A 25,882-nucleotide genomic window follows, 5' to 3' on the forward strand; every position below is an offset into this window, starting at 1 on the left:
GTCGTGGGCCGGTGTGCGGGTCACGCGTCGGCCTTGGCGGCGGCGCGCTTCAGGCGTCCCCGGATGGCGTACCAGCCGGCGACGAGCGCTCCGACGATCAGCGGCAGGCACAGCACGGTGGTGCGTCCGGCGCCGCCGTCGGCGTACATGAGGACCAGGACGGAGGCGAGGAACGCCAGGGTCACGAGTTCGGTCCAGGGGGAGCCCGGCAGCCGGTAGTCGGGGCGGGTGAGCTCGCCCTTCTGGGTCTTCTGCCAGAAGAGCAGGTGGCAGACCATGATCATTCCCCAGGTGGCGAGGATGCCGATGGCCGCGAAGTTGAGGACGATCTCGAAGGCGTCGGCGGGGACGACGAAGTTGAGTCCGACGCCGAGGACGCAGACGCCGCTGGTGAGGAGGATGCCGCCGTAGGGGACCTGGGTGCGGCTCATCTTCGCGGTGAAGGCGGGGGCGGAGCCGTTGACGGCCATGGAGCGCAGGATGCGTCCGGTGGAGTAGAGGCCGGAGTTGAGGGAGGACATGGCGGCGGTGAGGACGACGAGGTTCATGACGCCGCCGGCGGCCGGGATGCCGATGTTGGACAGGACGGTCACGAAGGGGGACTCGCCCGACTTGTAGACGTTCCAGGGGAGCAGCATCGACAGGAGGACGACGGAGCCGACGTAGAAGAGGCCGACGCGCCACATGATCGAGTTGATCGCCTTCGGCATGATCTGCTCGGGGTTCTCGGTCTCGCCCGCCGCGACGCCGACCAGTTCGACGGAGGCGTAGGCGAAGACGACGCCCTGGATGATCAGCAGCATGGGCAGCAGGCCGTTGGGGAAGACGCCGCCGTTGTCGGTGATCAGGGACGGGCCGGGGGTGTGGCCGCCGACGTCGTGCTGGGTGACCAGCAGCCAGATCCCGATCAACATGAAGATCACCAGCGCGCTGACCTTGATGATCGCGAACCAGAACTCCAGCTCGCCGAAGATCTTGACGGAGATGAGGTTGACGGTCAGCACGACCGCCAGGGCGATCAATGCGAGCACCCACTGCGGGATGTCGGAGAACATGCCCCAGTAGTGCGTGTAGGTGGCGACCGCCGTGATGTCGGCGATGCCGGTCGTCGCCCAGTTGAGGAAGTACATCCAGCCGGCCGTGTAGGCGCCCTTCTCGCCGAGGAACTCGCGGGCGTACGACACGAAGGCCCCGGAGGAGGGCCGGTACAGGACGAGTTCGCCGAGGGCCCGCACGACGAGGAAGGCGAAGATCCCGCAGACCGCGTAGGCGATGAAGAGGGAGGGCCCGGCGTCGGCGAGCCGGCCGCCCGCGCCGAGGAAGAGGCCGGTGCCGATGGCCCCACCGATGGCGATCATGTTGACGTGCCGGTGTTTGAGGGACTTGCTGTATCCCTCGTCTCCGGCGTCGACGTGCGGGGACGAGGGGCGCGTCTCGTCTTTGAGGTGCTGTTCGCTCACGCCTCGGGTCCGCCTTCCAGGGGAGTTTCCGTGCGCTCGGGGCGCACGATGTCGGTGAGGGACGTCTCGACGCGGTCGAGGTGATGGCTCATGGCCTCCACCGCGTCGGGCTCGGAACCGTCCATGAGCGCCTCGACGATGGCGCGGTGCTCGCGGTTGGACTGTTCGCGCCGGCCGCCCAGTTCGTTGAGGAAGGCCGACTGACGCGCCAGTGCGTCGCGGATCTCCTCGATGACCCGGCGGAAGACCGGGTTCTGGGCGGCTTCGGCGACGGCGAGGTGGAAGAGGGTGTCCATCGCGACCCAAGCGGTGGTGTCCGTCTCCCGCTCCATGCGGTCCAGGAGGTGGGCCAGGTGGTCCAGGTTCTCCGGGGTGCGGCGCAGGGCGGCGTACCCGGCGACCGGGATCTCGATGTGGCGGCGCACTTCGAGGAGGTCGCTGGCCGCGTAGTCGCCGAAGGTGGGGTCCTCGACGGTGCTCGCGATCACGAAGGTGCCCTTGCCGGTCTTGGCGACCGTCAGGCCCATCGTCTGGAGGGCGCGCAGGGCCTCCCGCAGGACGGGCCTGGACACCTCCAGGGTGCGGCAGAGCTCCGCCTCGGAGGGGAGCTTGTCGCCGATGGCGTAGTCGCCGCGTTCGATGGCGCGGCGAAGGTGGGTGAGGACCGCCTCCATCGCGCTCACGCGACGGGGCCCCGAACCACCTGTCTGGCTGTCTGACAGGTTCACGGGAGTGATGGTGCGGCTGAGCGACAGGCGGTGTCAAGACGAACGAAAAGAAAAATTCACCGGACGTGGGGGCTGAAAGCCTCTCCCACGCCCGGTGGTCTGATCAGGCGCTCAGCGCACCCGTGGCGAGCAGTCCGAACAACAGGACGCCGACGACCAGGCGGTAGACGACGAACGCGTTGAAGGAGTGCTTGGCGACGAACTTCAGCAGCCAGGCGATCGAGGCGTACGCGACCGCGAACGAGACGACCGTACCGACCGCCAGGGGGGCCGCGCCGACCCCCGCGCCGAGGGCGTCCTTCAGCTCGTACAGGCCCGCTCCGGTCAGCGCCGGGATGCCGAGGAAGAACGACAGGCGGGTGGCCGCGACCCGGTCGAGGTCGAGGATCAGCGCGGTCGACATGGTGGCGCCGGAGCGGGAGAAGCCGGGGAAGAGCAGCGCGAGGATCTGCGAACTCCCCACCAGCATCGCGTCCTTGAACGACGTGTCGTCCTCACCGCGCTTGTGCCGGCCCATCTGGTCGGCCGCCCACATGACGCCGCTTCCGATGATCAGGGAGGCGGCGACGACCCACAGCGAGCCGAGCGCGCCGTCGATCAGCGGCTTGGCGGCGAGGCCGACGATCACGATCGGGATCGTCGCGTAGATGACCCACCACGCGAACTTGTAGTCGTGGTGGTGGCGCTCCTCCTTGTGCGCGATCCCCCGGCCCCAGGCGGACACGATCCGCACGATGTCCTTGAAGAAGTACACGAACACGGCGGCGATCGCCCCGACCTGGATCACGGCGGAGAAGCCGACGACCGAGGGCTTGTCGACGGGGATGCCCATCAGCCCCTCGGTGATCTTCAGATGGCCGGTCGAGGAGACGGGGAGGAACTCGGTCACTCCCTCGACGACTCCGAGGACGACTGCCTGGCCGACGGAGATGCTCATGGAATCCAGTTCTGCGGGAAGCGGGAAGACGGAAGGGAACGCCTGAGGGCGACAGCTGTGCGGCACAGTCCTACCAGCCCCGAGTAGGGCTCCGTGCCCCCTGTTTCCGCCCGCTCTCCCGCTACGACCAGAACGTCTGCCCGATCCAGAACCCCCCGAAGGCCGCCCCGAGCCCCGCCACGAGACTGCCCGCGACGTTGGCGAAGGCGTACAGCCCGGCACCCGTCTCGGCCAGCCGGAGCGTCTCGTAGGAGAACGTCGAGTACGTCGTCAGCGCGCCGCACAGCCCGGTCCCCAGCAACAGCCGCAGATCCGGCCCGGCGGAGGCGGCCCCGGTGAGCGCGCCGAGGACGAGGCAGCCGACGGCGTTGACCGCGAACGTGCCCCACGGGAACACCGAATCGTGCCGGGACTGCACCGCGCGGTCGGTGAGGTAGCGCAGGGGCGCGCCCACCAGACCGCCGACGGCGACCAGCAGCCAGTTCACAACTATTTCTTACCCTTCTTGTCCGGTTCGCCGGATTCCGCCGGGCGCCCGGTGTACGTGACGACCTCGCACGGCTCCAGCGTCACCAGCCCCTCGGTGACGAGCGCGTCGAGCTGCGGGAGGAAGTCCCGGACCCGTTCCTCGGTGTCGACGATGACCACCGCGACCGGCAGGTCCTCGCTCAGGGAGAGCAGCCGGGTGGTGTGCACGCGTGTTTCCCGTCAACCTCGTCATGTCTGCCTCCTCGCGAAGAGACGGCGTGTCGCGGTGGCTGCGAGCCAGACGGCGGCCAGGGCGGCGCACAGGGTGCCCGCCAGGTAGGCGAAGGCGGTCACGGGGTGGCCGTCTCCCACCAGTTTCCGGAAGTCGACGGCGTACGTCGAGAACGTCGTGAACCCGCCGAGCACCCCCGTCCCGAAGAACGGCCGCACCAGCCGGTGGACGGTCAGGATCTCCGTGACGAGGACCAGGAACGCGCCGATCACCGCACACCCGACGACGTTGATCCCGAACGTCGCCCACGGGAAGCCGCCCGCGCGCGCCGGCCAGATCAGCCCCGTGCCGTACCGGATCAGGGAGCCCAGCACACCGCCGGCGGCCACCACCGCGACCACCGGGAGCTGTCCTTCGCGCGGGCTCGGTGCCCCGGGCGCTGTCATGTCGTACGTCTCCTGCCCGGCCGCAGTGATCACGGCCGGGCTCAGCGTAACTCCGCCGGTGGCGTCCTAGACGGGCGCGCAGACGGCGATGCCGCGCTCGTTCAGGCTGCCGAGGACGAGCAGGCCGTCCGTCGTGCGGCAGACGCCCGTGACCATGCGGAAGCCGGAGCGGCGGCGGGTGAGGTGGTGGACGGTGCGGCCGGTGTCGTCGACGGCGAGGACGCCGACCGTGCCGGAGGGCCGGTAGGGGGCGTGCAGGGCGAGCCGTGCGGCGCGGCGGCGCAGCGCCGGGGAGGCACGGTGCAGGAGGTCCAGCGCGCGGACCCGGGGGCCCGCGAGGGCGATCCACACGAGGCCGTCGGAACCGTCGCGCCACAGGTTGTCGGGGTGGCCCGGGAGGTTCTCCAGGAAGGGTTCGGCGAGGCCGGTACGGGGGCCGGTGAGCCAGTACCTCGTCAGGCGGCGGGCGCCGGTCTCGGCGACGATCAGGAAGGAGCCGCAGCCGCTGAGCGCGAGGCCGTTGGCGAACTGGAGCCCGTCCAGGAGGACTTCGGGCGTGTCGGCGCCCGGGGAGAGCCTCAGGAGGCGGCCGGTGCCGGTGTGCCCGACGAGGTCGCCGAGCCACTCCCCCAGCGCGAACTCCCGGCTGGAGACGGTGAGATAGACGGTCCCGTCGGGGGCGGCGACGGCGTTGCTGCAGAACCTGAGCGGCTCGCCCTTGGCGGACTCGGTGAGGACGCGCACCCGTCCGTCGCCGGTGTCCAGGCGCAGCAGGGCGCCCTCCGCGTCGCACACCAGCAGGCCGCCGTCCGGGAGGAGTTCGAGGCCGAGGGGGCGCCCGCCGATCTCCCCGACGTGCTCGACGCGGGCCGCGCCGGGGTCGTCGAGGCCGGATATCCGGAAGATCCTCCCGTCCGCGACGCCGGTGAGGACTCTGCCGTCCGCGTCCGCCACGACGTCCTCGGGGCCGTGGCCCGGGAGGGTGACGTACCGGAGGGGGACGAGAGCCGCGCGACGGTCCATGAAAGGGGCGCCCTTCCTGTCGGGAGAGGCAATCCTCCCAGCGGGCGCGGGTGTCCATGCGCGCGGGCCGGGGGCTTTGCCGGGGCTTTCCCCGGGCCGGTCTCCCCCGTCCCACGAGCCCGTCGGCGTTACCGCTGCCAGCCCTTCTCGAACATGCGGGCGGCCTCGGCGATACGCATCTCGTCGCGCCGGTAGTACGTCCGCAGGCCGACCTTCTCGGCCCGCAGGAGTCCGGCGCGCGCGAGGAGGACGAGGTGGTTGCCGGCGACCCTCCTGCGGACGCCGAGCTTGTGGGCGAGCGCGCCGGCGGTGACGCCGCGTTCGGGGGACGCGCCGCGCCGCGCGGGGAAGTGCAGGTCGGGCTCCTTGAGCCATTCCAGAATGTCCAGGCGCCGTCCGGCCACGGGAGTCCTCAGCATGTGACCTTCTCCTCCGTCCTCGCGTCGGGGCCTCCTCCTACCGCGTGTGTCCACTCTCCCGCAGTCAACGCCCCCGCGTCCCGCACTCCGTGACGCTTGGCCGGGACACGCCGTCCGGCCTGCGGGAAAGGCGCACGCGCGCGGGGCGTTCGGCTCGGTTCCGGATGACCCGGGGGCCCCGGAGCGAGGGAGCGGGCCGGAGGCGCGTCTGCCGGACCCGTGGCCGCCGGGGTCCTACGGTGTGGGGACGAACGCCCGCCCACGCCTTTGGGGAGACCCCGTGCGCATCCATCTGACCAACGTCTTCGTCGACGACCAGGAGAAGGCCCGCCGCTTCTACACCGACGTCCTCGGCTTCGTGACCAAGCACGACGTCCCGGTGGGCGCGGACCGGTGGCTGACGGTCGTCTCCGCCGACGCGCCCGAGGGGCCCGAACTGCTCCTGGAGCCGTCGGGGCACCGCGCCGTGGGCCCGTACAAGGCGGCGCTGTTCGAGGACGGCATCCCGGCGGCCTCGTTCGCCGTGGACGACGTGCGGGCCGAGTTCGCACGGATGTCGGGGCTCGGGGTGCGGTTCACGCAGGAGCCGGTGGACGCGGGGCCGGTCGTGGTGGCGGTCCTGGACGACACGTGCGGGAACCTGGTCCAGCTCATGCAGACGAAGTAGGGCCCGGCCGCGCGGGGTGCGCGCGGCCGGGCCCCTGGTGTCGTCGGACCGGGTCAGGTGACGGCTACCGGTGCTTGAACCACGACATCGAGGCGAGCGCCTTGTCGTCGTAGCCGAACAGCGCCTGGTTCTCCCAGCCGTTGCCCGAGGAGGCGTCGGCGGGGTCCCAGCCGTTGCCGGTGACGGCGGTCCAGGTCGCCTCCCAGTAGAAGACGCCCAGGCCCCGGCCGTTCGGGACGGCCTCGACGATGCTGGTGACGTCGTTCATCCAGCGGGTCTGGCCCGCGACCGTGGCCGGGTAGCCGCTGACCAGCTCGCTGCTCAGGTCGATCTGGTTCTCCAGGGAGTCGTCCTGGGCGAGCGTGAACGGGTACGCGGTCTCGGCGACGAAGACCGGCTTGCCGTAGCGGGCCGCCGCGTCGTCCAGGGTGGTCTGGAAGTCCGAGAGCGGGCCGTGCCAGTAGCCGTAGTACGACAGGCCGATCGCGTCGAACTTGACGCCGTTGGAGACGGCGCTGTCGAACCACCAGCGGGTGCCGGACAGGTCGCCGCCCTTGGCGAGGTGCAGGGCGACGGTGGTGGAGGAGCTGACCGCCTTGACGGCGTCGTAGCCGCTGTTGAGCAGTCCGGCGAGCTGGGACCAGTTGCTGGTGGAACCCTCGTTCCACAGCATGCCGCCGTTGATCTCGTTGCCCACCTGGACCATGTCGGCGGTGGTGCCCTGTGCCTTGAGGGCGTTCAGGACGTCGAACGTGTGGTTGTACACGTCCGTCTTGAGCTGGCTGTAGCTGTGGCTCGCCCAGGCGGCGGGCTTGGACTGGGCGCCCGGGTCGGCCCACTTGTCGGAGTAGTGGAAGTCGACCAGCAGCTTCATGCCGGACGCCTTGACGCGCTTGGCCAGGGCGAGGACGTGCGCCTTGTCGTTGTAGCCGTCGGCGGGGTTGACCCAGACCTTGAGGCGCGCGTAGTTCATGCCGGCGTTCTTGAGGATGCCCACCGCGTCGCCGGTGGAGCCGGAGGCCGTCTTGTAGACGCCGCCCTTGGCCTCGCTCTTGGGGAGGGAGGAGATGTCGGAACCGTGGATCGATGTACCGGTGGTCCCTGCACTGAACGTCAGGTCGTCAACGTTGATCCAGTTACCGGCGTTCGCGTCACTGTTGATGCTGATGGTGCACTGGTTGTTCGTCACGTTGATCGGCGTGACGATCCGTATCCAGCCGCTGGACGACACCGGGATGTCGGTGCGCTGCTCGGCGCTCCCGCAGTCCTTGAGCGCGATGTACGCCGCGTTCTGCCCGCCGCCGGAGCGGACCCACGCGGTGAGGGTGTAGTTGCCGTTGGTCAGCCCCGACAGGTACTGGTACGTCTCCACCTTGTAGGCGGAGGACGCCCACTGGGTGAGCCGGTAGCTGCCGCCGTGTCCGCCGGACTCGGTGAAGGAGGCGGAGTTCTGGCCGGCCGCAGAGTAGGTGGACCAGCCGGCGGGGGTCGCGGTGCCGGTGCCGCCGGACTCGAAGCCGCCGTTGGTGAGCGTCGAGGCGGCGGCAGCGGTCTGCGCGGGCAGGGCGGTGAGGGCGAGGCCCGCCGTCAGCGGCAGCAGGAGGGCCTGGAGAGTGCGTCTGGGATGGAACATCGTCGTCCGTCGTCCCTTCGACGTGATGGGGGTGGGGTGTCCCGCACCTGACAAGGCGGAGCCTCCGGGGAGGCCGTCCCGCCGGGTGCGAGGCCCCCCTCCGCCCGCGGCTCGCGGCTCCACGGGCGAAGGGGGAGTCTGGGGCGGGTCAGCCGTCGAGGCGTACGACCCGTACGGCGCCGGCGGGGACCGCGAGGTGTCCGGCGGTGGGTTCGCCGGTCAGCAGTTCGGTGCCCGGCGCCCGGAGGGGCACCTTGGCGTCGGCGTCGGAGTGGTTGATCGCGAAGAGGTAGTCGGCGCTCTCGCCGGAGCGGCGGACCACCTCGACGTCGCGGGGCAGGTCGCGCGGGGTGATCCCGGCGTCGCCCTCGGCGCGGGCCAGCAGCGTGTCGAGGCCGTCGGCGCCGAGGCGGGTGGAGACGTACCAGGCGGTGCCCTCGCCGAGGCGGTGGCGGGTGACGGCGGGGCGGCCCGCGGCGAGGCCGTCGGCGAACGTCCAGAGCGTCTCGGCGCCGCGCGGGACGACGAACTCGCTCCACACGTCACCGGTCAGCTCGGCGCCGCCCTGGCCGGTGAGCCGTACGGACTCGCCCTCCAGGAGCGGGGAGAACTCCTCGACGGTGAGGCCGAGGACGTCGCGCAGGGCGCCGGGGTAGGCGCCGTCGTGGACGGCGTCGTGCTCGTCGACGATGCCGGAGAAGAAGGAGACGACGAGGGTGCCGCCGCCCTCGACGTAGGCGCGGAGGTTGTTCCCGGCGGCCTCGGTCATCAGGTAGAGGGCGGGGACGACGACGAGGGGGTACGAGGACAGGTCGGACTCGGGGTGGGCGAAGTCGACGGTGAGGTGGCGGTCGTACAGGGCCTCGTAGAACGCGTCGGCGCGCTCGCGCGGGTCGGCGTCCTCGCTGGGGCGCCAGGCGAGGTTCTGCGCCCACCAGGACTGCCAGTCCCACAGGACGGCGGCGTCGGCCTCGGTGCGGGAGCCCTTGACGGAGGCCAGCGAGTCGAGGGAGGCGCCGAGTTCGACGACCTCGCGCCAGACCCGGGTGTCGGTGCCGCCGTGCGGGACCATCGCGGAGTGGAACTTCTCGGCGCCGCGCCGGGACTGGCGCCACTGGAAGAACATCGCGCCCTCGGAGCCGCGGGCGACGTGCGCGAGGGAGTTGCGGGCCATCTGGCCGGGCGCCTTGGCGGGGTTGCGGGGCTGCCAGTTGATGCCCGAGGTGGAGTGCTCCAGCAAGATCCAGGGGGCGCCGCCGCCGACGGAGCGGGTGAGGTCGGCGGCCATCGCGAGGTTGACGTGGGTGCGGCGGCCGTCGGTGATCAGGTAGTGGTCGTTGGTGACGATGTCGACCTCGCGGCCCCAGGCCCAGTAGTCGACGGAGTCGCACTGACTGAGGGCGGTCATGAAGTTCGTCGTGACCGGGACGCCCGGTGCGAGGCGGTGCAGGATGTCGCGCTCGGCGCAGAAGTTCTCGCGCATCGTGGCGTCCGCGAACCGCTTGAAGTCGAGGGCCTGGCCGGGGTTGCCCACGGTCGGCGCGGTGCGCGGCGGGGTGATGTCCTCGAAGCTCGCGTAGCGCTGGCCCCAGAAGGCGGTGCCCCAGGCCGCGTTGACGGCCGCGACGGTGCCGTACGTGCCGGCGAGCCAGCGGCGGAAGTGGGCGGCGCAGGAGTCGCAGTAGCAGGCGGAGACCGGGACGCCGTACTCGTTGTGGACGTGCCACATCGCGAGCGCCGGGTGGTCGCCGTAGCGCTCGGCGAGCTTGGTGGTGATGTTCGCGGCGGCGGCGCGGTAGTCGGCGTTGCTGTGACAGATGGCGCCGCGGGAGCCGAAGGCGTAGCGGGTGCCGTCGGCGTCGACCGGGAGGGCCTCGGGGTGCTCGCGGTAGAACCAGACGGGCGGGACGACGGTGGGGGTGCCGAGGTCGACGCGGATGCCGTTCTCGTGCAGCAGATCGATGATCCGGTCCAGCCAGCCGAAGTCGTACTCGCCGCGGGCCGGCTCCAGGAGGGCCCAGGAGAAGATGCCGACGCTCACCATCGTGACGCCGGCCTCGCGCATCAGGCGGACGTCCTCCTGCCAGACGCTTTCCGGCCACTGCTCGGGGTTGTAGTCCCCACCGAAGGCGAGCCGGGTGAGGCCCTTGGGGTTGGTCTCCGGCATGGATCTCTCCCGTTTAATCGATCATTTGGGAACGTTCACAGACGGCTGCGGCGTTCGGAGCCCAACATAACCGCACAGCAACAACCATTGACAAGTGTCCGGGATGTTTCTCTACTGTGAACGCTCACAGAAGCATGACAGGGCCTTGCGACGGGCAGGGTCCACGGTCATGTGATCGCATGGCAGGTCCCCGCGCGAGGCGGGGGCCCAGGGTCAGGGGAGAGTTCCATGCCGAACACGAAGCGCCGTCGCCTCGTGGCAACCGCCATCGCCGTCACGCTCGGCGCCACCGCGCTCGCCGCGTGCGGGTCGTCCGACGACGACGGCGGGTCCGAGTCCTCCGGTCCGGTCTCGCTGACGTACTGGACCTGGACGCCCGGCATGGACAAGGTCGTCAAACTCTGGAACGACGGCCCCGGCAAGGCCGACCAGATCAAGGTCACCGTCCAGAAGCAGGCGTCCGGCGACGACCTCGTCGCCAAGATCCTCACCGCGCACAAGGCGGGCAACGGCCCCGACCTGGTGCAGGCCGAGTACCAGGCGCTGCCGACGCTGGTCTCCAACGACGCCCTCGCCGACATCTCCAAGAACGTCGGCGACGCGAAGTCGAAGTTCGCCGACGGCGTCTGGCAGCAGACCACGCTCGGCACGGACGCCGTCTACGCGATCCCCCAGGACATCGGCCCGATGATGTTCTACTACCGCGAGGACCTCTTCAAGCAGTACGGCCTGACCGTCCCCACCACCTGGGAGCAGTTCGCCGAGACGGCCCGCGCGCTGAAGAAGAAGTCCCCGGACACCGACCTGACGACGTTCTCCGCGAACGACTCGGGCCTTTTCGCGGGCCTCGCCCAGCAGGCCGGCGCCAAGTGGTGGACGACCTCCGGGGACAAGTGGAAGGTCGGCATCGACGACGCGGCGACGAAGAAGGTCGCCGACTTCTGGGGCGGCCTCGTCAAGGAGGGCGCGATCGACAACCAGCCGATGTACACGCCCGCCTGGAACAAGGCCCTCGACACCGGCAAGCAGATCGCCTGGGTCTCCGCCGTCTGGGCGCCCGGCACGCTGGCCTCCGCCGCCCCCTCCACCAAGGGCAAGTGGGCCGTGGCCCCGCTCCCCCAGTGGTCCGCGAGCGAGAACGTCACCGGCAGCTGGGGCGGCTCCTCGACCGGCGTGACGACCGACTCGAAGAACAAGAAGGCCGCCGCGAAGTTCGCCGCCTGGCTGAACACGGACGGCGACGCCCTCAACGCCCTCGCCAAGGAGGGCGGCATCTACCCGGCGTCGACCTCCGCGCAGCTCTCCGGCGCCTTCACCACCCCGCCGGAGTACTTCGCCAACCAGCCCGACTTCTACAAGGTCGCCGCGAACGTCGCCAAGACCACGGCGCCCTCCGCGTGGGGCCCGAACGTGAACGTCGCGTACACCACGTTCAAGGACGCGTTCGCCGCCGCCGCGAAGAACAAGTCGGACTTCTCCGCCGCGCTGGCCAAGATGCAGTCGGACACCGTCGCCGACATGAAGAAGCAGGGCTTCGAGGTCTCCGAGTGAAAACCGCACGCCGGCAGTCGTACGGGGTCAAGTCGGCCCCGTACGGCTTCCTCCTCCCCGCGATCGTCCTGTTCGCCCTGTTCTTCGCGCTGCCCATCGGGTACGCCGTCTACCTGAGCTTCCGCAAGGTCCACGTCTCGGGCCTCGGCCTCGGCTCGGGGGCCCGCAAGGAGATCTGGGCGGGCCTGGAGAACTACTCCGACGCGCTCTCCGACAGCGAGCTGCTGCACGGCGCGCTGCGCGTCGTCGGGTACGGACTCATCGTCGTCCCCGTCATGCTCGGCCTCGCGCTGCTGTTCGCGCTGATGCTCGACTCGGACAAGGTGCGGTTCACGCCGTTCACCCGGCTCGCGATCTTCCTGCCGTACGCGATCCCCGGTGTCGTCGCCGCGCTGCTGTGGGGGTTCCTGTACCTGCCGGACGTCAGCCCCTTCTACTGGGTGCTGGACAAGCTGGGGATGCCGCAGCCGGATCTGCTGGACGGCGGGCCGCTGTATCTCGCGCTGTCGAACATCGCGGTGTGGGGCGGGACCGGCTTCAACATGATCGTCATCTACACGGCGCTCCAGGCCATCCCGGTCGAGGTGTACGAGGCGGCCAGGCTCGACGGGGCGACGCCGCTCCAGATCGCGCTGCGGATCAAGATCCCGATGGTGGCGCCCTCGCTGGTGCTGACCTTCTTCTTCTCGATCATCGCCACGCTCCAGGTGTTCAACGAGCCGACGACCCTCAAACCGCTCACCAACTCCGTGTCCACGACGTGGAGTCCGCTGATGAAGGTGTACCAGGACGCCTTCGGCAACGGTGACATCTACCGGGCCGCGGCCCAGGCCGTGATCATCGCGTTCGCCACGCTGCTGCTCTCCTTCGGCTTCCTGCGCGCCGCGAACCGCCGTTCCAAGCAGGAGGAGGGAGCCCGATGAGTTCTCTTGCCGTCCAGAAGGTCCCCTCGGCCGCCGACGCGACGGGGACGGCGCAGGGCAAACCGCCGCTGCGCAGCCGGATCTCGCTGATCCCGACGGTCACCCTGCTGATCGGGGCGGTCTACTGTCTGCTGCCCGTCGCCTGGGTGGTCATCGCGTCCACCAAGTCCGGCAGCGAACTCTTCTCCACGTTCACGTTCTGGCCGGGTTCGGGCTTCGTCGACAACGTCAAGGAGCTCAACGCCTACCGGGACGGCGTCTACTGGCAGTGGATGGGCAACTCCGCCCTGTACGCCGGGCTCGGCGCGCTCCTGTCGACGGTCGTGTCCGCGTTCAGCGGGTACGCGCTCGCGATCTACCGGTTCCGGGGCCGCGAGTCGATGTTCAGCATTCTCCTCGCGGGCGTGCTCATGCCGCCGATCATCCTCGCCATCCCCCAGTACCTGCTGATGGCGAAGGCCGGCGTCACCGACTCCTACATCTCCGTACTGCTGCCGCAGATCCTCTCCCCCTACGGCGTCTACCTGGCCCGCATCTACGCGAGCGCGGCCGTCCCGGCGGACGTCGTCGAGGCCGGGCGGATGGACGGCGCGAGCGAGTGGCGGATCTTCACGCGGATCGCGCTGCCGATGATGGTGCCCGGTCTGGTGACGGTGTTCCTGTTCCAGTTCGTCGCGATCTGGAACAACTTCCTGCTGCCGTACATCATGCTCAGCGACGACACCAAGTTCCCGATCACGCTCGGGCTGTTCACGCTCCTGAAGCAGGGCGCGGCGGCTCCCGCGCTGTACACGCTGGTGATCACCGGCGCGTTCCTCGCGGTGATCCCGCTGGTGGCGCTGTTCCTGGTCATTCAGCGGTTCTGGAGCCTGGATCTGCTGTCCGGGGCCGTAAAGTCATGACCATGAGCACTCCGGGGGGCAGGCGCAAGCCGCCGACCATCCACGACGTGGCGCGCGAGGCCGGTGTCTCACGGGGCACCGTCTCGCGGGTCCTCAACGGCGGCCACTACGTGAGCCCTTCGGCCCAGGAGGCGGTCAACGCCGCGATCCGCAGGACGGGTTACGTCGTCAACCGGCACGCCCGCTCGCTGATCACCGGCCGCTCCGACTCCGTCGGCTTCCTGCTGACGGAGCCTCAGGAACGGTTCTTCGAGGACCCCAACTTCAATGTCCTGCTGCGGGGTTGCACCCAGGCCCTGGCCACGCATGACGTACCGCTGCTGCTGATGCTGGCCGCGACGGAGGACGAGCGGCGGCGGATAACGCGGTACATCACCGCCGGGCACGTCGACGGGGTGCTCCTCGTCTCCAGCCACTCCGGCGACCCGATCGCGCAGGAGCTGCGGGAGGCGGGCGTACCGCTCGTCGCCTGCGGGAAGCCGATCGGCATCGGGTCGAAGGTGTCGTACGTCGCCGCCGACGACCGTGACGGTGCCCGCGACATGGTCCGCCACCTGCTCTCCCTCGGCCGCCGCCACGTCGGCGTCGTCACCGGCCCGCTGGACACCCCCGGCGGTGTGGAGCGGCTCGCCGGGTACCGGGAGGTCCTCGCGCAGGCCGACATCGCGTACGACGAGCGGCTCGTCGTCTCCGGGGACTACAGCCGGGCCAGCGGTGAGGCGGGGGCGCGGGCGCTGCTGGCGCGGGCGCCCGAGCTGGACGCCGTGTTCGTCGCGTCCGACCTGATGGCGCAGGGCGTGCTCGCGGTGCTGCGGGAGTCGGGGCGGCGGGTGCCGGAGGACGTGGCCGTCGGCGGGTTCGACGACTCGCCGGCCGCCGTCGCCGCCACGCCCGCGCTGACGACGATCCGCCAGCCGTGGGACCGGATCAGCAGCGAGATGGTGCGGGTGCTGCTGGCGCAGATCGGCGGGGAGGACCCGGCGGCGGTGATCCTGCCGACGGAGCTGGTGAAGCGCGACTCGACGTGAGGGGTACGTCGGGGTGAGACGGGAGGGCGTGCCCGCGCCGGGGAGGGCCGGGCGCGTCCTCCTGCGGTGTCCCGGGAGTCCGGGAAAGGGGGCGCGGGCCACGGGGGAGCTCGCGCCCCCTTCGCGTGCCCCGGCCCGCCGGTGCCCGACGCGTACGACCGGTCAGGATCGGAGAAGCGGTTCCCCGGCGGTCGGCCTAGCGTGAGAGCACAGCACAGCCGAGAACGCGAGGAGCACCCCATGTCCGCCGGACTTCAGACGATCATCTACCCCGTCAAGGACCTGACCGGTGCGAAGGCCGTGTTCGGCGCGCTGCTCGGCGTCGAGCCGTACGCGGACACCCCGTACTACGTCGGCTACAAGGCGGCGGGCCAGGACGTCGGCCTCGACCCGAACGGCCACGCGAAGGGCATGACGGGCCCGGTCCCGTACTGGCACGTCACCGATCTCGCCGACCGCCTCGCCGCCCTGCTGGCCGCCGGCGCCGAACTCCTCCAGGACGCGCAGGACGTCGGCAACGGCCGCCTCGTCGCCTCCGTGAAGGACGCGGACGGAAACCTCGTCGGCCTGCTCCAGGACCCGGTGTCCTGAGCCCGCGCCACCCCTGTATGCACCCGCACAAGTTGCACGATCATCGGCACGTCATTTCGGTGTTACGGTCGGTTCATGGCAGCGAACGCGACCGCGGCGGACCTTGAGGGCCGTTGGCGGGACATCCTGGCCGTGCACGCCCGTACGCTCTGCGAGATCGACCGCGCCCTGCACCCCCACGGTCTCGGTGCCAGCGACTTCGAGGTCCTCGACCTCCTCGCCGCCGAGACCCCGCGCCACGGCGACCAGTGCCGCGTACAGAACCTGGTCGGCCGGGTCCACCTCAGCCAGAGCGCCCTGTCCCGGCTGATCGGGCGGCTGGAGAAGGACGGCCTGGTGGAGCGCTCGATGTGCGTGACGGACCGGCGGGGGGTGTTCGTGTCGCTGACGGAGCGGGGGCGGGCGCTGCACGCGCGGGTGCTGCCGTTGCAGCGGGCGGCGTTGGAGCGGGGGTTGGGGACGGAGCGAGGGGCCGAGACGGGGCCCGGGTCGGAAACAGGGCAGGGGGCGGAGACGGAGCAGGGCTTGGGGACGGAGCAGGGGTCGGGGCCGGCGTCCGAGCCGGTGTCCGGCTCAGCGACCGTGTCGGCCTGACCCCCTCGGCGGCTCCCGGCCTACCCCCTCGGCGCCCCCGGCCTAGCCTCTCAGCAGCTCGCGGACCGCCGCGAACGCCGCGTTCGCCGTGGCCGGGTCCGTGCCGGGGCCGGCGAGGGCGCTCATGGGGATCGGGGGGACCTCGGGGAGGCCGGGGCAGGGGGTGAGGCCGTCGGGGGCCTGGCCGACGGCGGCGAGGAGGGCGACGCCCTGGCCGGTGCGGGCGATGTCGAGGACGCCCGCGAGGTAGCCGGCGTCACCGACGACCGTCGCGGGGACGCCGTGCTCGGCGAGGGTGGAGATGGCGCGGCGGCGGATCGCGCAGGGGTCCTCGATGGCGACCAGCGGGACGGGCGCGGGGGCCGGGGGGCGCTGCCAGCCGGGGCGGGCGTGCCAGGTCAGCGGGAGGGCGCCGACCGGGGTGCCCTCCGTCGCCGCCGCTTCCGTGACGTACACCGCCACGTCGACCGTGCCGCGTTCCACCGCCTCGACGAGGCGGGCCGAGCGGTCGATGCGGTAGCGGACGCGGCAGCCGGGGCGGACCTCCTGGACGGCGGCGGTGAGGCGGGGCAGGAACTGGTCGGCGGCGTGCTCGGTGGAGCCGATCGTGACGGTGTCGCTCTCGATGTCGAGGAGCGTGCGGACGGCCTCGTCGTGGACGGCGAGGATACGGCGGGCCTGTTCGAGCAGGCCGCGCCCGGCCGGGGTGAAGCGGGTCCCCCGGCCCTCGCGTTCGACGATCCGGCGGCCGAGGGTCTTCTCCAGTTTCCGCACGTGCTGGCTGACCGCGGACTGGCTCAGGGCGAGCGCGTCGGCGGCGCGGTGGAATCCGCCGTGGTCGGCGATCGCGGTGAGGCTGCGCAGGGCCACTATGTCGAGCACGGGTCGGGACATGCCCTGACGGTAGCCGCCCGGCGTGATCGATCGCGACTGCTGATCGGTTTCGATATCGAATCGTCGTTGGACGCTTCCGGTCACGAACGGTCATCATGAACGCATGCTGTTCACGACCCCTTCCGCTGCCCTTCTGACGCAGCGCCGAGTCATCGACTTCGGCGTCGCGTGCAGCGCGCGCTGTCGCTGAACCTCTTCCTCCCCCGGCTGATCCGTACGCGCTGACCGGCGCGTGACGGCCGCTGTCCCCTGCGTTCTTTCTTCTTTCACGGGAGTGGTCCACCCATGCCCTCTGCCATCCCCTTCTCCTGGGACGAACCCGAAGGTCTCGCCGCGCGCGGCACGCTGATCGTGCTGGCCGGCCGCGGTGAACACGGCGGTGTGTACGAGCGGTTCGGCCGCCGGCTCGCCTTCGACGCCTACCGGGTCCGCGCCCTCGGCGACGCCTCCACCGACCCGGCGGTCCTCGACGAGGCCGCGAAACTCCTCGCGGACGAGTCGCTGCCGGGCCCGAAGGTCCTGGTCGGCTCCGACACGGGAGCCGCGTACGCCGCACAGCTCGCCGCCGCCCACCCGGGCGTGGCCGCGCTGATCCTCGCCGGTCTCCCCACCCGCCCCTGGAGCGCGGGGAGTTGGGAGGAGGAGGCCGAGGCCCGCACCGCCTGCCCGACCCACCGGGGCCGCCTCACGAACGACCCCGCCTTCCGCCGGGGAGCCCTCGACGCGGCCCCGGACACCCCACGCCTCGACCTGGTCGACGTCCCGGTCCTGGCCCTGCACGGCGCGGACGACACGGTGAGCCCCCTGGAGGCGGCCCGTGCCGTATACGACGGCCACGGCGCGGAGTTGGTGACGTTCCGGGGCGGCCGGCACGACGTCCTCAACGACGCCCTGCACCGTACGGCCGCCGCGACGGTCGTCCTCTTCCTGGAACGCCTGCGCCTCTCCCCCGACCTGACGCCGATCGCCGTCACCTCCGTCTCCGCCTCCGCCTCCGCCTCCGGGGAGCCCTCATGAGCGTCACGGTCTCCGTCGAGGAGCTGGCCGAGCAACTCGCCTCCCCCCGACCGCCGGTGGTCCTGGACGTCCGCTGGTCCCTGGGCGACCCGCACGGCCGCGCCCACTACGCCGACGCCCATATCCCGGGCGCCGTCTACGTCGACCTGGACACCGAGCTGGCCGCCCCGCCGACCCGCGAGGCCGGCCGCCACCCCCTCCCCGACCCCGCCGACTTCCAGGCGGCGGCCCGGAGTTGGGGCATCACCGAGGGCGCGCGGGTCGTGGTGTACGACGACCTCGGCAACACGGCGGCGGCACGGGCCTGGTGGCTGCTGCGCCATTCCGGTGTCACCGAAGTGTCCCTGCTGGACGGCGCGTTGGGCGCGTGGCGGGCGGCGGGTCTGCCGCTGGAGTCGGGCGTCCCGGCGGCCCCGGCCCCCGGTGACGTCGTCCTCACGTTCGGCGCGCTGCCCGTCACCGACGCGGACGGCGCCGACGAACTCGCCGCCGACGGGCTGCTGTTGGACGCGCGGGCCGGGGAACGCTACCGGGGCGAGGCCGAGCCGGTGGACCCGCGGGCCGGGCACATCCCGGGCGCGGTGTCGGCACCGACCGGGGAGAACCTCACGGCGGACGGGCGGTTCCGGCCGGCCGGGGAGCTGCGGAAGCGGTTCGAGGAGAAGGGCGCCGACGACACCGTACGGATCGGGGTGTACTGCGGGTCCGGGGTGACGGCCGCGCATCAGATCGCGGCGCTGGAGATCGCCGGGTTCCGCGCGGCGCTCTTCCCGGGGTCCTGGTCGGCGTGGTCGGCCGATCCGGAGCGGCCGGCGGCGACGGGCGGCGGTCCGGGGGGTGCGCCGTGACGGCGGTCGAGATCCCCTCCCCCACGGCGGACCGGGTCACGCTGCGCGGTACGGCGAAGTCGGCCCGCCGTCTCGACGTGCCGCGTTCCGTACGGCGTTCGGCGGGGCCGGTCGGGCTGGTGCTGCTGTGGTTCCTCACGTCGGCGACCGGGCTGCTGCCGGAGTCGGTGCTGGCCTCGCCGGTCGATGTCCTCGGGCAGGCCGTCGACCTGACGAGGTCCGGTGAACTGCCCAGCGCCATCGCGGCGTCGGGGCGGCGGGCGGCGACCGGGTTCGTGATCGGGGCCGTCGTCGCGCTCACGCTGGCGCTGCTGGCGGGCCTGTTCCGGCTCGGGGAGGACGTCATCGACTCCTCGATGGGCATGTTCCGGGCGATCCCGTGGGTCGGTCTGATCCCGCTGTTCATCGTCTGGTTCGGCATCGAGGAGACCCCGAAGATCGCACTGGTCGCCCTCGGGGTGACGTACCCGCTGTACTTCAACATCTACGGCGGTATCCGCTCGACGGACGCGGGGCTCGTGGAGGCCGCGCGGATGATGGGGCTCGGGCGGCTCGGGCTGATCCGGTACGTGATCCTGCCGAGTGCTCTGCCCGGTGCCCTCGTGGGGCTCCGGTACGCCCTCTCCACGGCCTGGCTGGCGCTGGTCTTCGCCGAGCAGGTCAACGCGGACGCCGGGCTCGGCTACCTGATGAGCAACGCGCAGCAGTACTTCCGCACGGACGTGATCGTGCTGTGCCTCGCCGTGTACGCGCTGCTGGGCCTCGCCTGCGACTTCGCGGTGCGGGTGCTGTCGCGCCGGCTGCTGCGATGGCGGGCCAACTTCGAGGGGGAGGCGTAGAGATGGGCAACAGCGTGGAGATCAGGGGGCTTTCGAAGTCCTTCGACGGCAACACGGTGCTGCACGACCTCCGGCTCGACATCCGGGACGGCGAGTTCGTGGCGCTGCTCGGGCACAGCGGGTGCGGGAAGTCGACGCTGCTGCGGATTCTCGCGGGGCTCGACGAGGAGATCGAGGGCGAGGTGACGGTCCCGCTGCGGCGCAGCGCGGCGTTTCAGTCGCCGCGCCTGCTGCCGTGGCTGAAGGTGTGGCGCAACGTCGTCCTCGGGCTGCCGGGGCGGGCGGACCGCGCGCTCGCCGAGCGGGCTCTCGGCGAGGTCGGGATCGCCGAGCGGGCCGACGTGTGGCCGAAGACGCTCTCCGGGGGCCAGGCCCAACGCGTGTCGCTGGCACGGGCGTTGGTGCGCGAACCCGAACTCCTGCTGCTGGACGAGCCGTTCGGGGCACTGGACGCGCTGACCCGCGGCAAGGTGCAGCAACTCGTCGCCCAGCTCTGGCAGTCGCACGGCTGCGCGATTCTCCTCGTCACGCACGACGTGGAGGAGGCGCTGCTCCTCGCGGACCGGATTCTCGTCATGGACGAGGGCCGGATCGCGCACGAACTCACCGTGGACCTCCCCCGCCCCCGCGACCTCACCGCCCCCGACTTCGTGTCCCTGCGCGCCCGGCTCCTGGGCTGGCTCGGCGTCACCCGCACTCTGGAAGGAACTCCCTCGTGATCCGCAGACTCACCGCCGCCGCCCTCACCCTCACCGCCCTGCTGTCGCTGACCGCCTGCGGCGGCGACGCGGACGCCTCCTCGGCCAAGGGCCGGGTCACACTGACGATCGGCGACCAGGCCAAGACGCTCCAGACGATCGTCGCCGCGTCCGGCGCGCTCAAGGGCGCCGACTACCAGGTGAAGTGGGCCGAGTTCGAGGGCGCGGCCCCTCTCTTCCAGGCCGTCCAGGCGGGCGCCGCCGACACGACATTCGCGGCCGACCTGCCGACGCTCCAGGCGCTCAGCGGGGGCGTCAAGTTCAAGAACGTCGCCGCGCTGAAGAACGACGGACGGCACGTCGGGATCGTCGCCCGCAAGGACTCGGGCATCGACAGCGTGGCCGACCTGAAGGGACAGAAGGTCGTCGTCTCCTCCGCGAAGGGCAGCATCGCCGAGTACCTCCTCGCGAACGCCCTCCGGCAGGCGGGGCTGAAGTACTCGGACGTGCAGGTGCAGTACCTCCTGCCGACCGACGCGCAGGCCGCGTTCGCCTCCGGGAAGATCAAGGTCTGGGCGGTCTTCGGGGTCTACCAGGCCGTCGCCCTCGAACAGGGCGGCAAGCTCCTCATCGACGGCGCCGACGGCCGGGTCAGCGGATACGGCTTCATCGGCGCCTCCGACAAGGCCCTCGCGGACACCGCGAAGAAGACCGCGCTCGGCGACTTCCTCAAGCGGCTCGGTACGGCCCTGAAGTGGACCAGCACCCACCAGGACGCCTACGCGCAGGCCATCCAGGACCGCAACGGCGCGGACGCGTCGGTGGCCAGGACCCTGGCGTCCGCCGCGTACAGCCAAGTCCTGCCCGTCACACCGGAGATCGACCGGACCGTGCAGGGCGTGGCCGACCTCATGAACGGGATCGGGGTCCTGGAACCCAACGTCGACGTGGCCTCCGCCGCCGACACGTCCGTCCTCAAGTGAGCCGTTTCCCCTAGGGAGTTGACCATGCCTGTCGAGTTCATCAGCGCCGTCCACACCGACGCGGGCGCCTCCGGCCCCGCCGCCTCCAGCCGTACCGGCCTCGACGTCGGCCATCTCCGCAGGTACGCGCGGGCGTTGGACGACGGCGGCTTCGACCACACGCTCGTCGCCTACCACTCCGCGTCCCCCGACGCGTTCCAGATCGCCCAGTTCGTCGCCACGCACACGGAACGCGTCCGGCCGATCCTGGCCCACCGGCCGGGCGTCGTCTTCCCCACCCACGCGTCCCGCGCGCTCGCCACGCTGGATCAGATCAGCCGGGGGCGGCTGACCGTGCACATCATCTCCGGGGGCAGCGAGGAGGAGCAGCGGCGGGAGGGCGACTATCTCAACAAGGCAGAACGGTACGAGCGTTCGGACGAATACATCCAGATCCTGCGCAAGGTGTGGGAGTCCGAGGGGCCCGTCTCGCACGAGGGGAAGTACTTCCGGTTCGAGGGGTACCACTCCGACGTCAAGCCGGTGAACGGGCTCATCCCGATCTCCGTCGGCGGGTCCTCGCAGGACGCGTACCGGGTCGGCGGGCAGCAGGGGGACATCTTCGGGCTGTGGGGTGAGCCGCTCAAGGAGACGGCGGAGCAGATCTCCGCCGTGAACGCCGTCGCCGACGCGGCGGGGCGCCCTCGCCCCCGTATCTGGGTCTCCTTCCGGCCGATCATCGCCCCCACGGACGAACTCGCCTGGGAGAAGGCGCACCGGACCCTCGGCGTGCTCAAGGACCAGGCGCGGAACACGGAGTTGCTGCGGCACTACCGGACCGACGGGCGTCCGGCGAACGTCGGTTCGCAGCGGCTCCTCGACATCGCCGAGCGGGGGGAGGTCCACGACCGCTGCCTGTGGACGGCGCCGGCCGTCGCGACCAACGCGGCCGGTGCGTCCACGGCGTTGGTGGGGTCGCCGGAGACCGTGGCGAAGGCGTTGCTGGACTACGTGGACATCGGGTGCGAGCTGCTGTCGATCCGGGGGTACGACCCGCTGAACGACGCGATCGACTATGCGCGGTTCGTTCTGCCGCTGGTTCGGCAGGAGTTGGCGCGTCGGCCGGAGGCGGGGTTCAAGGCCGCCTAGGCGGAGGGGTTCAACTGCCGGTGAGCGACTGCCGGTTCGTCGTGGCTGATCGCGCAGTTCCCCGCGCCCCTAAAAGACAAGAGACATCGGTCCCCCCCTATTCATGAGGAGCCCTCCATGCCCTCCCGCCGTCTCCCCCGCGCCTCCCTTCTCCTCGCCACCCTCCTCCTGCCGTTGGCCACCGCCTGCGGCGGCGATGCTCAGGCCGATTCCGATGTCACCCTCCGCGTCGGCGCCACCGGCTGGAAGGTGGAGGAGGCCGTCCTCAAGTTCGCCCACCTCGACGACACCCCCTACGACGTGAAGTGGAGCCTCTTCCAGGGCGGCGACAAGCAGCTCGAAGCCGTTCGGGCCGGGGCCCTCGACCTCGCCTCCTCCAGCGAGATCCCGCCGGTCTTCGCGGCGGCCGACGGGAAGCCCAACTTCAAAGTCGTGGCGGTCCAGTTGGGGGCCACGCTCAATCAGGAGGTCGTCGTCCCGAAGGGTTCGAAGGTGACCGACATCGCCGATCTGAAGGGGAAGACCGTCGGGTACGTCAAGAACACCACCGCGCATTACTTCCTGTACGAACTGCTGAAGCAGGCCGGTCTCAAGTGGACCGACGTGGACGCCAAACCCCTCCTCCCCAACGACGGACTGGCCGCGCTGAACGGCGGCTCGATCGACGCGTTCGCGTCGTACGGGACGTCGGTCATCACGGCGCACCAGCAGGGCGCGACGACCGTCGGCTCGGGCGCGGACATCCTCTCGGGCAACTTCCTGTGGTCCGCGAAGGACAGCGTGCTGAAGAGCGGGAAGCAGAAGGAGGCCGCCGCGGACCTGATCGCCCGCATCTCGAAGGCGTACGCGTACGTCCGGGACGGCAGGGAGGCGGAGTTCGCGAAGGTCATCGCGCGGAACACGCACCAGCCGCTCGCGCAGGCCGAGGCCGACCTCGTCGCCCAGCAGAAGCAACGCCCCACGCGGGCCCGGACGGTGGACGCGGCGGCGACCGCGTCGGAGCAGAAGGTGGCGGACGTGTTCACGGAACTCGGCGCGCTCGACTCCCGCCTGGACGTCGCCTCGTTCTGGACGACGGACCTCAACTCCGAGCTGGAGAAGGCCCTGTGACCGAGCGCATCGCGGAACTCGCCGCCGAGTACGACCGCTCCGCCGCCTTCCCCGCCGAGTCGCTGCGCATCGCCCACACCGCGGGCCTGCTGACGGCGACCGTCGGGGAGCGGTACGGCGGTCAGGGCGCGGGCGTCGAGGAGTCGGCGCGCATCCTGCACCGGCTGGGCCGCCTCGACCCGTCGGTGGCGCTCATCGCGGCGATGACGCTGGCGACGCACGCGCGGCAGGCGGAGCACCCGCACTGGCCTGCGGAGCTGTACGCGCGGGTGGTGAAGGAGTCGTTCGCGCGGCCGGTGCACATCAACCACGCGCGCGCGGAGCCCGAGCTGGGCTCCCCGGCGCGGGGCGGGCTGCCGGCGACGCGGGCCCGGCGGACCGCCGGGGGGTGGGCGATCGAGGGGACCAAGCGGTTCGTGACCGGCGCGGAGGGGCTGGACTGGTTCCTGGTGTGGGCGACGACCGACGAGGCGGAGCCCCGGGTGGGGACGTTCCTGGTGCCAGGCGGCTCCCCGGGGGTCGGGATCAGCGGGCGCTGGGACCAGTTGGGGCTGCGGGCGAGCGGGAGCCACGACGTGACGTTCCGGGGCGTCGAGGTGCCCTACGAGCACGTGATCGGGCTCGGGCCGTACGGTCCCGCCGCCGAGCAGGACAACCGGGCAGGGGCGGCGCTGCATCTGCCGCTCGCGGCGCTGTACCTGGGGGTGGCGCGGGCGGCGCAGGACTTCTTCCGGACCTTCGCGCACGCGCGTGTGCCGGCCAACCTGGGGCATCCGGTGGCGCGTACGGAGCGGTTCCGGCGGGCGGCCGGGGAGATCGAGGTGCTGTTGGACGGTGCCGAGGAGCTGGTGTTCGGCGGGGCGGCGCGGCTCGACGCCGGGGACTCGTCGTACACGCCGGAGCAGGCCCTCGGGGCGCGGGTCCTGGCGGACCGGCACGGGGTCGCGGCGGTGGGGCTGGCGGTACGGCTGCTGGGGAATCCGGGGCTGGCCCGGGGGAACCCGCTGGAGCGGCACTTCCGGGACGTGCAGTGCGCGCCGGTGCACGCGCCGCAGGAGGACGTGTCGCTGCTGGCGATCGGCGGGAAGGCGCTGGGGCTGTGAACAAGCCGATCCCCACGGGCACGCCGATTCCCACGGATACGCCGGTCCCCGCAAGTACGCCTACGGCTACGCCGGCCTCCACACCGACGTCGGCACCCCCGGCCTCCCCCGCCGTCGCCCCCGCCCAGGTGCTCGGCCTCCTCGCCCGCGACCTCCCGCCGGACCGGCTCGCCACCGACCCCCGGGTCCTCGCCGCGCACTCCACCGACCGCTCGGGGACCCGGCCGGACGGCCTGCCGCTGGCGGTGGTGCACGCACGCCGCGTGCAGGACGTCAGCACGGTGCTGCGACACGCCCACTCCCTGGGCGTGCCGGTCGTCCCCCGGGGCGCCGGGACCGGCCTCTCCGGGGGCGCGTCGGCCGGTGAGGGCTCTCTGGTGCTCGACCTGTCGGGCCTGGACCGCGTCCTCGAACTCGCCGTCGAGGACCAGCTCGCGGTCGTCGAGGCGGGTGTCGTCACGGCCGACCTGGACCGGGCGGCGGGTGCGCACGGTCTGCGGTACGCGCCCGATCCGGCGAGCGCCGCGTGGTCGACGATCGGCGGGAACATCGCGACGAACGCGGGCGGGCTGCGGTGCGCGAAGTACGGGGTGACCCGGGACAGCGTGCTCGGCCTGGAGGCGGTCCTCGCGGACGGGACGGTCGTCCGGACGGGCCGCCGTACCGTCAAGGGGGTCACCGGGTACGACCTGACGGCGCTGCTGACCGGGTCGGAGGGGACCCTCGCGGTGATCACGTCGGCGACCGTGCGGCTGCGGCCGGTGCCGGTCGCGTCGGCGACGCTGGCGGCGTGGTTCGCGTCGTTCGAGGCGGCGGCCGAGGCGTCGTACGCGATCGCCCGCGCGGGCGTCGTCCCGGCGCTCGCGGAGCTGCTGGACGGGCCGGTGCTGGAGGCGGTCGACCCGGCGCTCAGGGCGCGCGGGGAGGCGTTGCTGGTGGTGCAGTGCGACGGGGCCGGCGCGGGGGTGGAGGCGGCGGCGGTCGCGGAGGTGCTGGCGCCGCTCGCGACGGCCGTGGAGCGCACCGAGGACCCGGCGGAGGCGGAGGCGCTGCTCGCGGCGCGCAGGCAGGCGCTGCCCGCGCTGGAGCGGCTGGGGCGGCCGTTGATCGAGGACATCGCCGTCCCCCGGTCGCGGCTCGCGGAGGCGGCCCGGGAGATCCGGACGATCTCGGCGCGCCACGGCGTCCCGGTGTTCACGCTCGCCCACGCGGCGGACGGCAACCTGCACCCGATCGTCGTCGTGGACCCGTCCCTGGACCGGCTCCCGGACGCCGCCTGGGAGGCCGCCGGGGAGATCTTCGCGCTGGCGCTGCGGCTGGGCGGGACGCTCACCGGGGAGCACGGCGTGGGCGTCCTGAAGCGGCAGTGGGTCGCGGAGGAGCTGGGACCGGCCGCGTACGGGCTCCACCGGCGGGTGAAGGAGGCGCTGGACCCGCTGGGCATCCTGAACCCGGGGAAGGGGTTCTGAGCCGCCCGAGGCCCGCTCGGAGCC

Annotated in this window: 25 protein-coding genes and 2 pseudogenes; 16 read left to right on the plus strand and 11 right to left on the minus strand. The window is 71.6% G+C overall.

The window, feature by feature from the left end:
- Positions 1 to 20 precede the first annotated feature (20 nt).
- The 8 genes and pseudogenes from ABZX85_RS12640 to ABZX85_RS12675 form a co-directional block, all read right to left on the minus strand.
- A complete protein-coding gene (locus ABZX85_RS12640; protein ID WP_355865847.1) occupies positions 21 to 1,460 on the minus strand; it encodes an amino acid permease in 1,440 nt (479 codons plus the stop codon).
- The gene (locus ABZX85_RS12645) at positions 1,457 to 2,134 is read right to left on the minus strand and encodes a FadR/GntR family transcriptional regulator (protein WP_355866695.1); all 678 of its coding nucleotides are present in this window, start codon (positions 2,132 to 2,134) and stop codon (positions 1,457 to 1,459) included. The genes ABZX85_RS12640 and ABZX85_RS12645 overlap by 4 nt, the downstream gene beginning before the upstream one ends.
- A 157-nt stretch (positions 2,135 to 2,291) precedes the next feature.
- Positions 2,292 to 3,125, minus strand: a complete 834-nt coding sequence (locus ABZX85_RS12650) for an undecaprenyl-diphosphate phosphatase (protein ID WP_355865850.1) — start codon at positions 3,123 to 3,125, stop codon at positions 2,292 to 2,294.
- Positions 3,126 to 3,246: 121 nt separating this feature from the next.
- Positions 3,247 to 3,612 carry a fluoride efflux transporter CrcB gene (crcB, locus tag ABZX85_RS12655; protein WP_355865853.1) on the minus strand — a complete coding sequence of 122 codons (366 nt, stop codon included), beginning with the start codon at positions 3,610 to 3,612 and terminating at the stop codon, positions 3,247 to 3,249.
- A 2-nt stretch (positions 3,613 to 3,614) separates the two neighbouring features.
- Positions 3,615 to 3,821 (minus strand): annotated as a pseudogene (locus ABZX85_RS12660) (DUF190 domain-containing protein); the annotation flags it as partial.
- A gap of 21 nt (positions 3,822 to 3,842) precedes the next feature.
- A complete protein-coding gene (locus ABZX85_RS12665; protein WP_355865856.1) occupies positions 3,843 to 4,271 on the minus strand; it encodes a CrcB family protein in 429 nt (142 codons plus the stop codon).
- Between the two features lie 66 nt (positions 4,272 to 4,337).
- Positions 4,338 to 5,294, minus strand: a complete 957-nt coding sequence (locus tag ABZX85_RS12670) for an SMP-30/gluconolactonase/LRE family protein (protein WP_355865858.1) — start codon at positions 5,292 to 5,294, stop codon at positions 4,338 to 4,340.
- Positions 5,295 to 5,422: 128 nt separating this feature from the next.
- Entirely contained in the window at positions 5,423 to 5,713 is a 291-nt protein-coding gene (locus tag ABZX85_RS12675; RefSeq protein ID WP_355865861.1) for a helix-turn-helix domain-containing protein, read from the minus strand.
- 280 nt (positions 5,714 to 5,993) lie between these two features.
- Here ABZX85_RS12675 and ABZX85_RS12680 point away from each other — a divergent pair, with 280 nt between their 5' ends.
- Positions 5,994 to 6,380, plus strand: a complete 387-nt coding sequence (locus ABZX85_RS12680) for a VOC family protein (protein WP_355865864.1) — start codon at positions 5,994 to 5,996, stop codon at positions 6,378 to 6,380.
- Between the two features lie 64 nt (positions 6,381 to 6,444).
- On the opposite strand, the gene ABZX85_RS12685 is transcribed toward ABZX85_RS12680, so the two are convergent.
- The gene (locus tag ABZX85_RS12685) at positions 6,445 to 8,013 is read right to left on the minus strand and encodes a glycosyl hydrolase 53 family protein (protein ID WP_355865867.1); all 1,569 of its coding nucleotides are present in this window, start codon (positions 8,011 to 8,013) and stop codon (positions 6,445 to 6,447) included.
- A 148-nt stretch (positions 8,014 to 8,161) separates the two neighbouring features.
- Positions 8,162 to 10,180, minus strand: a complete 2,019-nt coding sequence (locus ABZX85_RS12690; protein WP_355865870.1) for a beta-galactosidase — start codon at positions 10,178 to 10,180, stop codon at positions 8,162 to 8,164.
- Between the two features lie 228 nt (positions 10,181 to 10,408).
- Here ABZX85_RS12690 and ABZX85_RS12695 point away from each other — a divergent pair, with 228 nt between their 5' ends.
- From ABZX85_RS12695 to ABZX85_RS12720, 6 genes and pseudogenes are all read left to right on the plus strand, one after another.
- Positions 10,409 to 11,731 carry an extracellular solute-binding protein gene (locus ABZX85_RS12695; protein WP_355865873.1) on the plus strand — a complete coding sequence of 441 codons (1,323 nt, stop codon included), beginning with the start codon at positions 10,409 to 10,411 and terminating at the stop codon, positions 11,729 to 11,731.
- Positions 11,728 to 12,654: a sugar ABC transporter permease gene (locus tag ABZX85_RS12700; RefSeq protein ID WP_355865876.1), complete on the plus strand. Its 927-nt coding sequence runs from the start codon at positions 11,728 to 11,730 to the stop codon at positions 12,652 to 12,654. The genes ABZX85_RS12695 and ABZX85_RS12700 overlap by 4 nt, the downstream gene beginning before the upstream one ends.
- A complete protein-coding gene (locus ABZX85_RS12705; RefSeq protein ID WP_355865879.1) occupies positions 12,651 to 13,556 on the plus strand; it encodes a carbohydrate ABC transporter permease in 906 nt (301 codons plus the stop codon). The genes ABZX85_RS12700 and ABZX85_RS12705 overlap by 4 nt, the downstream gene beginning before the upstream one ends.
- Complete coding sequence (locus tag ABZX85_RS12710) at positions 13,553 to 14,584, plus strand: LacI family DNA-binding transcriptional regulator (protein ID WP_355865882.1); 1,032 nt, start codon at positions 13,553 to 13,555, stop codon at positions 14,582 to 14,584. Before ABZX85_RS12705 ends, ABZX85_RS12710 begins: the two co-directional genes overlap by 4 nt.
- 240 nt (positions 14,585 to 14,824) lie before the next feature.
- Entirely contained in the window at positions 14,825 to 15,175 is a 351-nt protein-coding gene (locus ABZX85_RS12715; protein WP_355865885.1) for a glyoxalase, read from the plus strand.
- A gap of 75 nt (positions 15,176 to 15,250) precedes the next feature.
- A pseudogene (locus tag ABZX85_RS12720) lies at positions 15,251 to 15,610 on the plus strand (MarR family transcriptional regulator); the annotation flags it as partial.
- Between the two features lie 201 nt (positions 15,611 to 15,811).
- On the opposite strand, the gene ABZX85_RS12725 reads toward ABZX85_RS12720, so the two are convergent.
- Complete coding sequence (locus ABZX85_RS12725) at positions 15,812 to 16,663, minus strand: LysR family transcriptional regulator (protein WP_355865887.1); 852 nt, start codon at positions 16,661 to 16,663, stop codon at positions 15,812 to 15,814.
- Between the two features lie 285 nt (positions 16,664 to 16,948).
- Here ABZX85_RS12725 and ABZX85_RS12730 point away from each other — a divergent pair, with 285 nt between their 5' ends.
- The 9 genes from ABZX85_RS12730 (at position 16,949) to ABZX85_RS12770 (ending at position 25,858) form a co-directional block, all read left to right on the plus strand.
- Positions 16,949 to 17,680, plus strand: coding sequence for a lysophospholipase (locus ABZX85_RS12730; RefSeq protein WP_355865890.1), 732 nt, complete (start codon positions 16,949 to 16,951; stop codon positions 17,678 to 17,680).
- Positions 17,677 to 18,528, plus strand: coding sequence for a sulfurtransferase (locus tag ABZX85_RS12735; protein ID WP_355865893.1), 852 nt, complete (start codon positions 17,677 to 17,679; stop codon positions 18,526 to 18,528). The genes ABZX85_RS12730 and ABZX85_RS12735 overlap by 4 nt, the downstream gene beginning before the upstream one ends.
- Positions 18,525 to 19,367 carry an ABC transporter permease gene (locus ABZX85_RS12740; protein ID WP_355865896.1) on the plus strand — a complete coding sequence of 281 codons (843 nt, stop codon included), beginning with the start codon at positions 18,525 to 18,527 and terminating at the stop codon, positions 19,365 to 19,367. The genes ABZX85_RS12735 and ABZX85_RS12740 overlap by 4 nt, the downstream gene beginning before the upstream one ends.
- Before the next feature lie 2 nt (positions 19,368 to 19,369).
- The gene (locus tag ABZX85_RS12745; protein ID WP_355865898.1) at positions 19,370 to 20,086 is read left to right on the plus strand and encodes an ABC transporter ATP-binding protein; all 717 of its coding nucleotides are present in this window, start codon (positions 19,370 to 19,372) and stop codon (positions 20,084 to 20,086) included.
- Positions 20,083 to 21,048: an ABC transporter substrate-binding protein gene (locus ABZX85_RS12750; RefSeq protein ID WP_355865901.1), complete on the plus strand. Its 966-nt coding sequence runs from the start codon at positions 20,083 to 20,085 to the stop codon at positions 21,046 to 21,048. Before ABZX85_RS12745 ends, ABZX85_RS12750 begins: the two co-directional genes overlap by 4 nt.
- Before the next feature lie 24 nt (positions 21,049 to 21,072).
- On the plus strand, positions 21,073 to 22,176 hold the full coding sequence (locus ABZX85_RS12755; RefSeq protein ID WP_355865903.1) for an LLM class flavin-dependent oxidoreductase: 1,104 nt from the start codon (positions 21,073 to 21,075) through the stop codon (positions 22,174 to 22,176).
- 117 nt (positions 22,177 to 22,293) lie between these two features.
- Complete coding sequence (locus ABZX85_RS12760; RefSeq protein WP_355865906.1) at positions 22,294 to 23,286, plus strand: ABC transporter substrate-binding protein; 993 nt, start codon at positions 22,294 to 22,296, stop codon at positions 23,284 to 23,286.
- Positions 23,283 to 24,389: an acyl-CoA dehydrogenase family protein gene (locus ABZX85_RS12765; protein ID WP_355865909.1), complete on the plus strand. Its 1,107-nt coding sequence runs from the start codon at positions 23,283 to 23,285 to the stop codon at positions 24,387 to 24,389. Before ABZX85_RS12760 ends, ABZX85_RS12765 begins: the two co-directional genes overlap by 4 nt.
- A 128-nt stretch (positions 24,390 to 24,517) precedes the next feature.
- Positions 24,518 to 25,858, plus strand: a complete 1,341-nt coding sequence (locus tag ABZX85_RS12770) for an FAD-linked oxidase C-terminal domain-containing protein (RefSeq protein WP_355866698.1) — start codon at positions 24,518 to 24,520, stop codon at positions 25,856 to 25,858.
- Positions 25,859 to 25,882 lie beyond the last annotated feature (24 nt).

This window comes from Streptomyces sp. NPDC004539 (assembly GCF_040610055.1).
Taxonomy (GTDB): domain Bacteria; phylum Actinomycetota; class Actinomycetes; order Streptomycetales; family Streptomycetaceae; genus Streptomyces.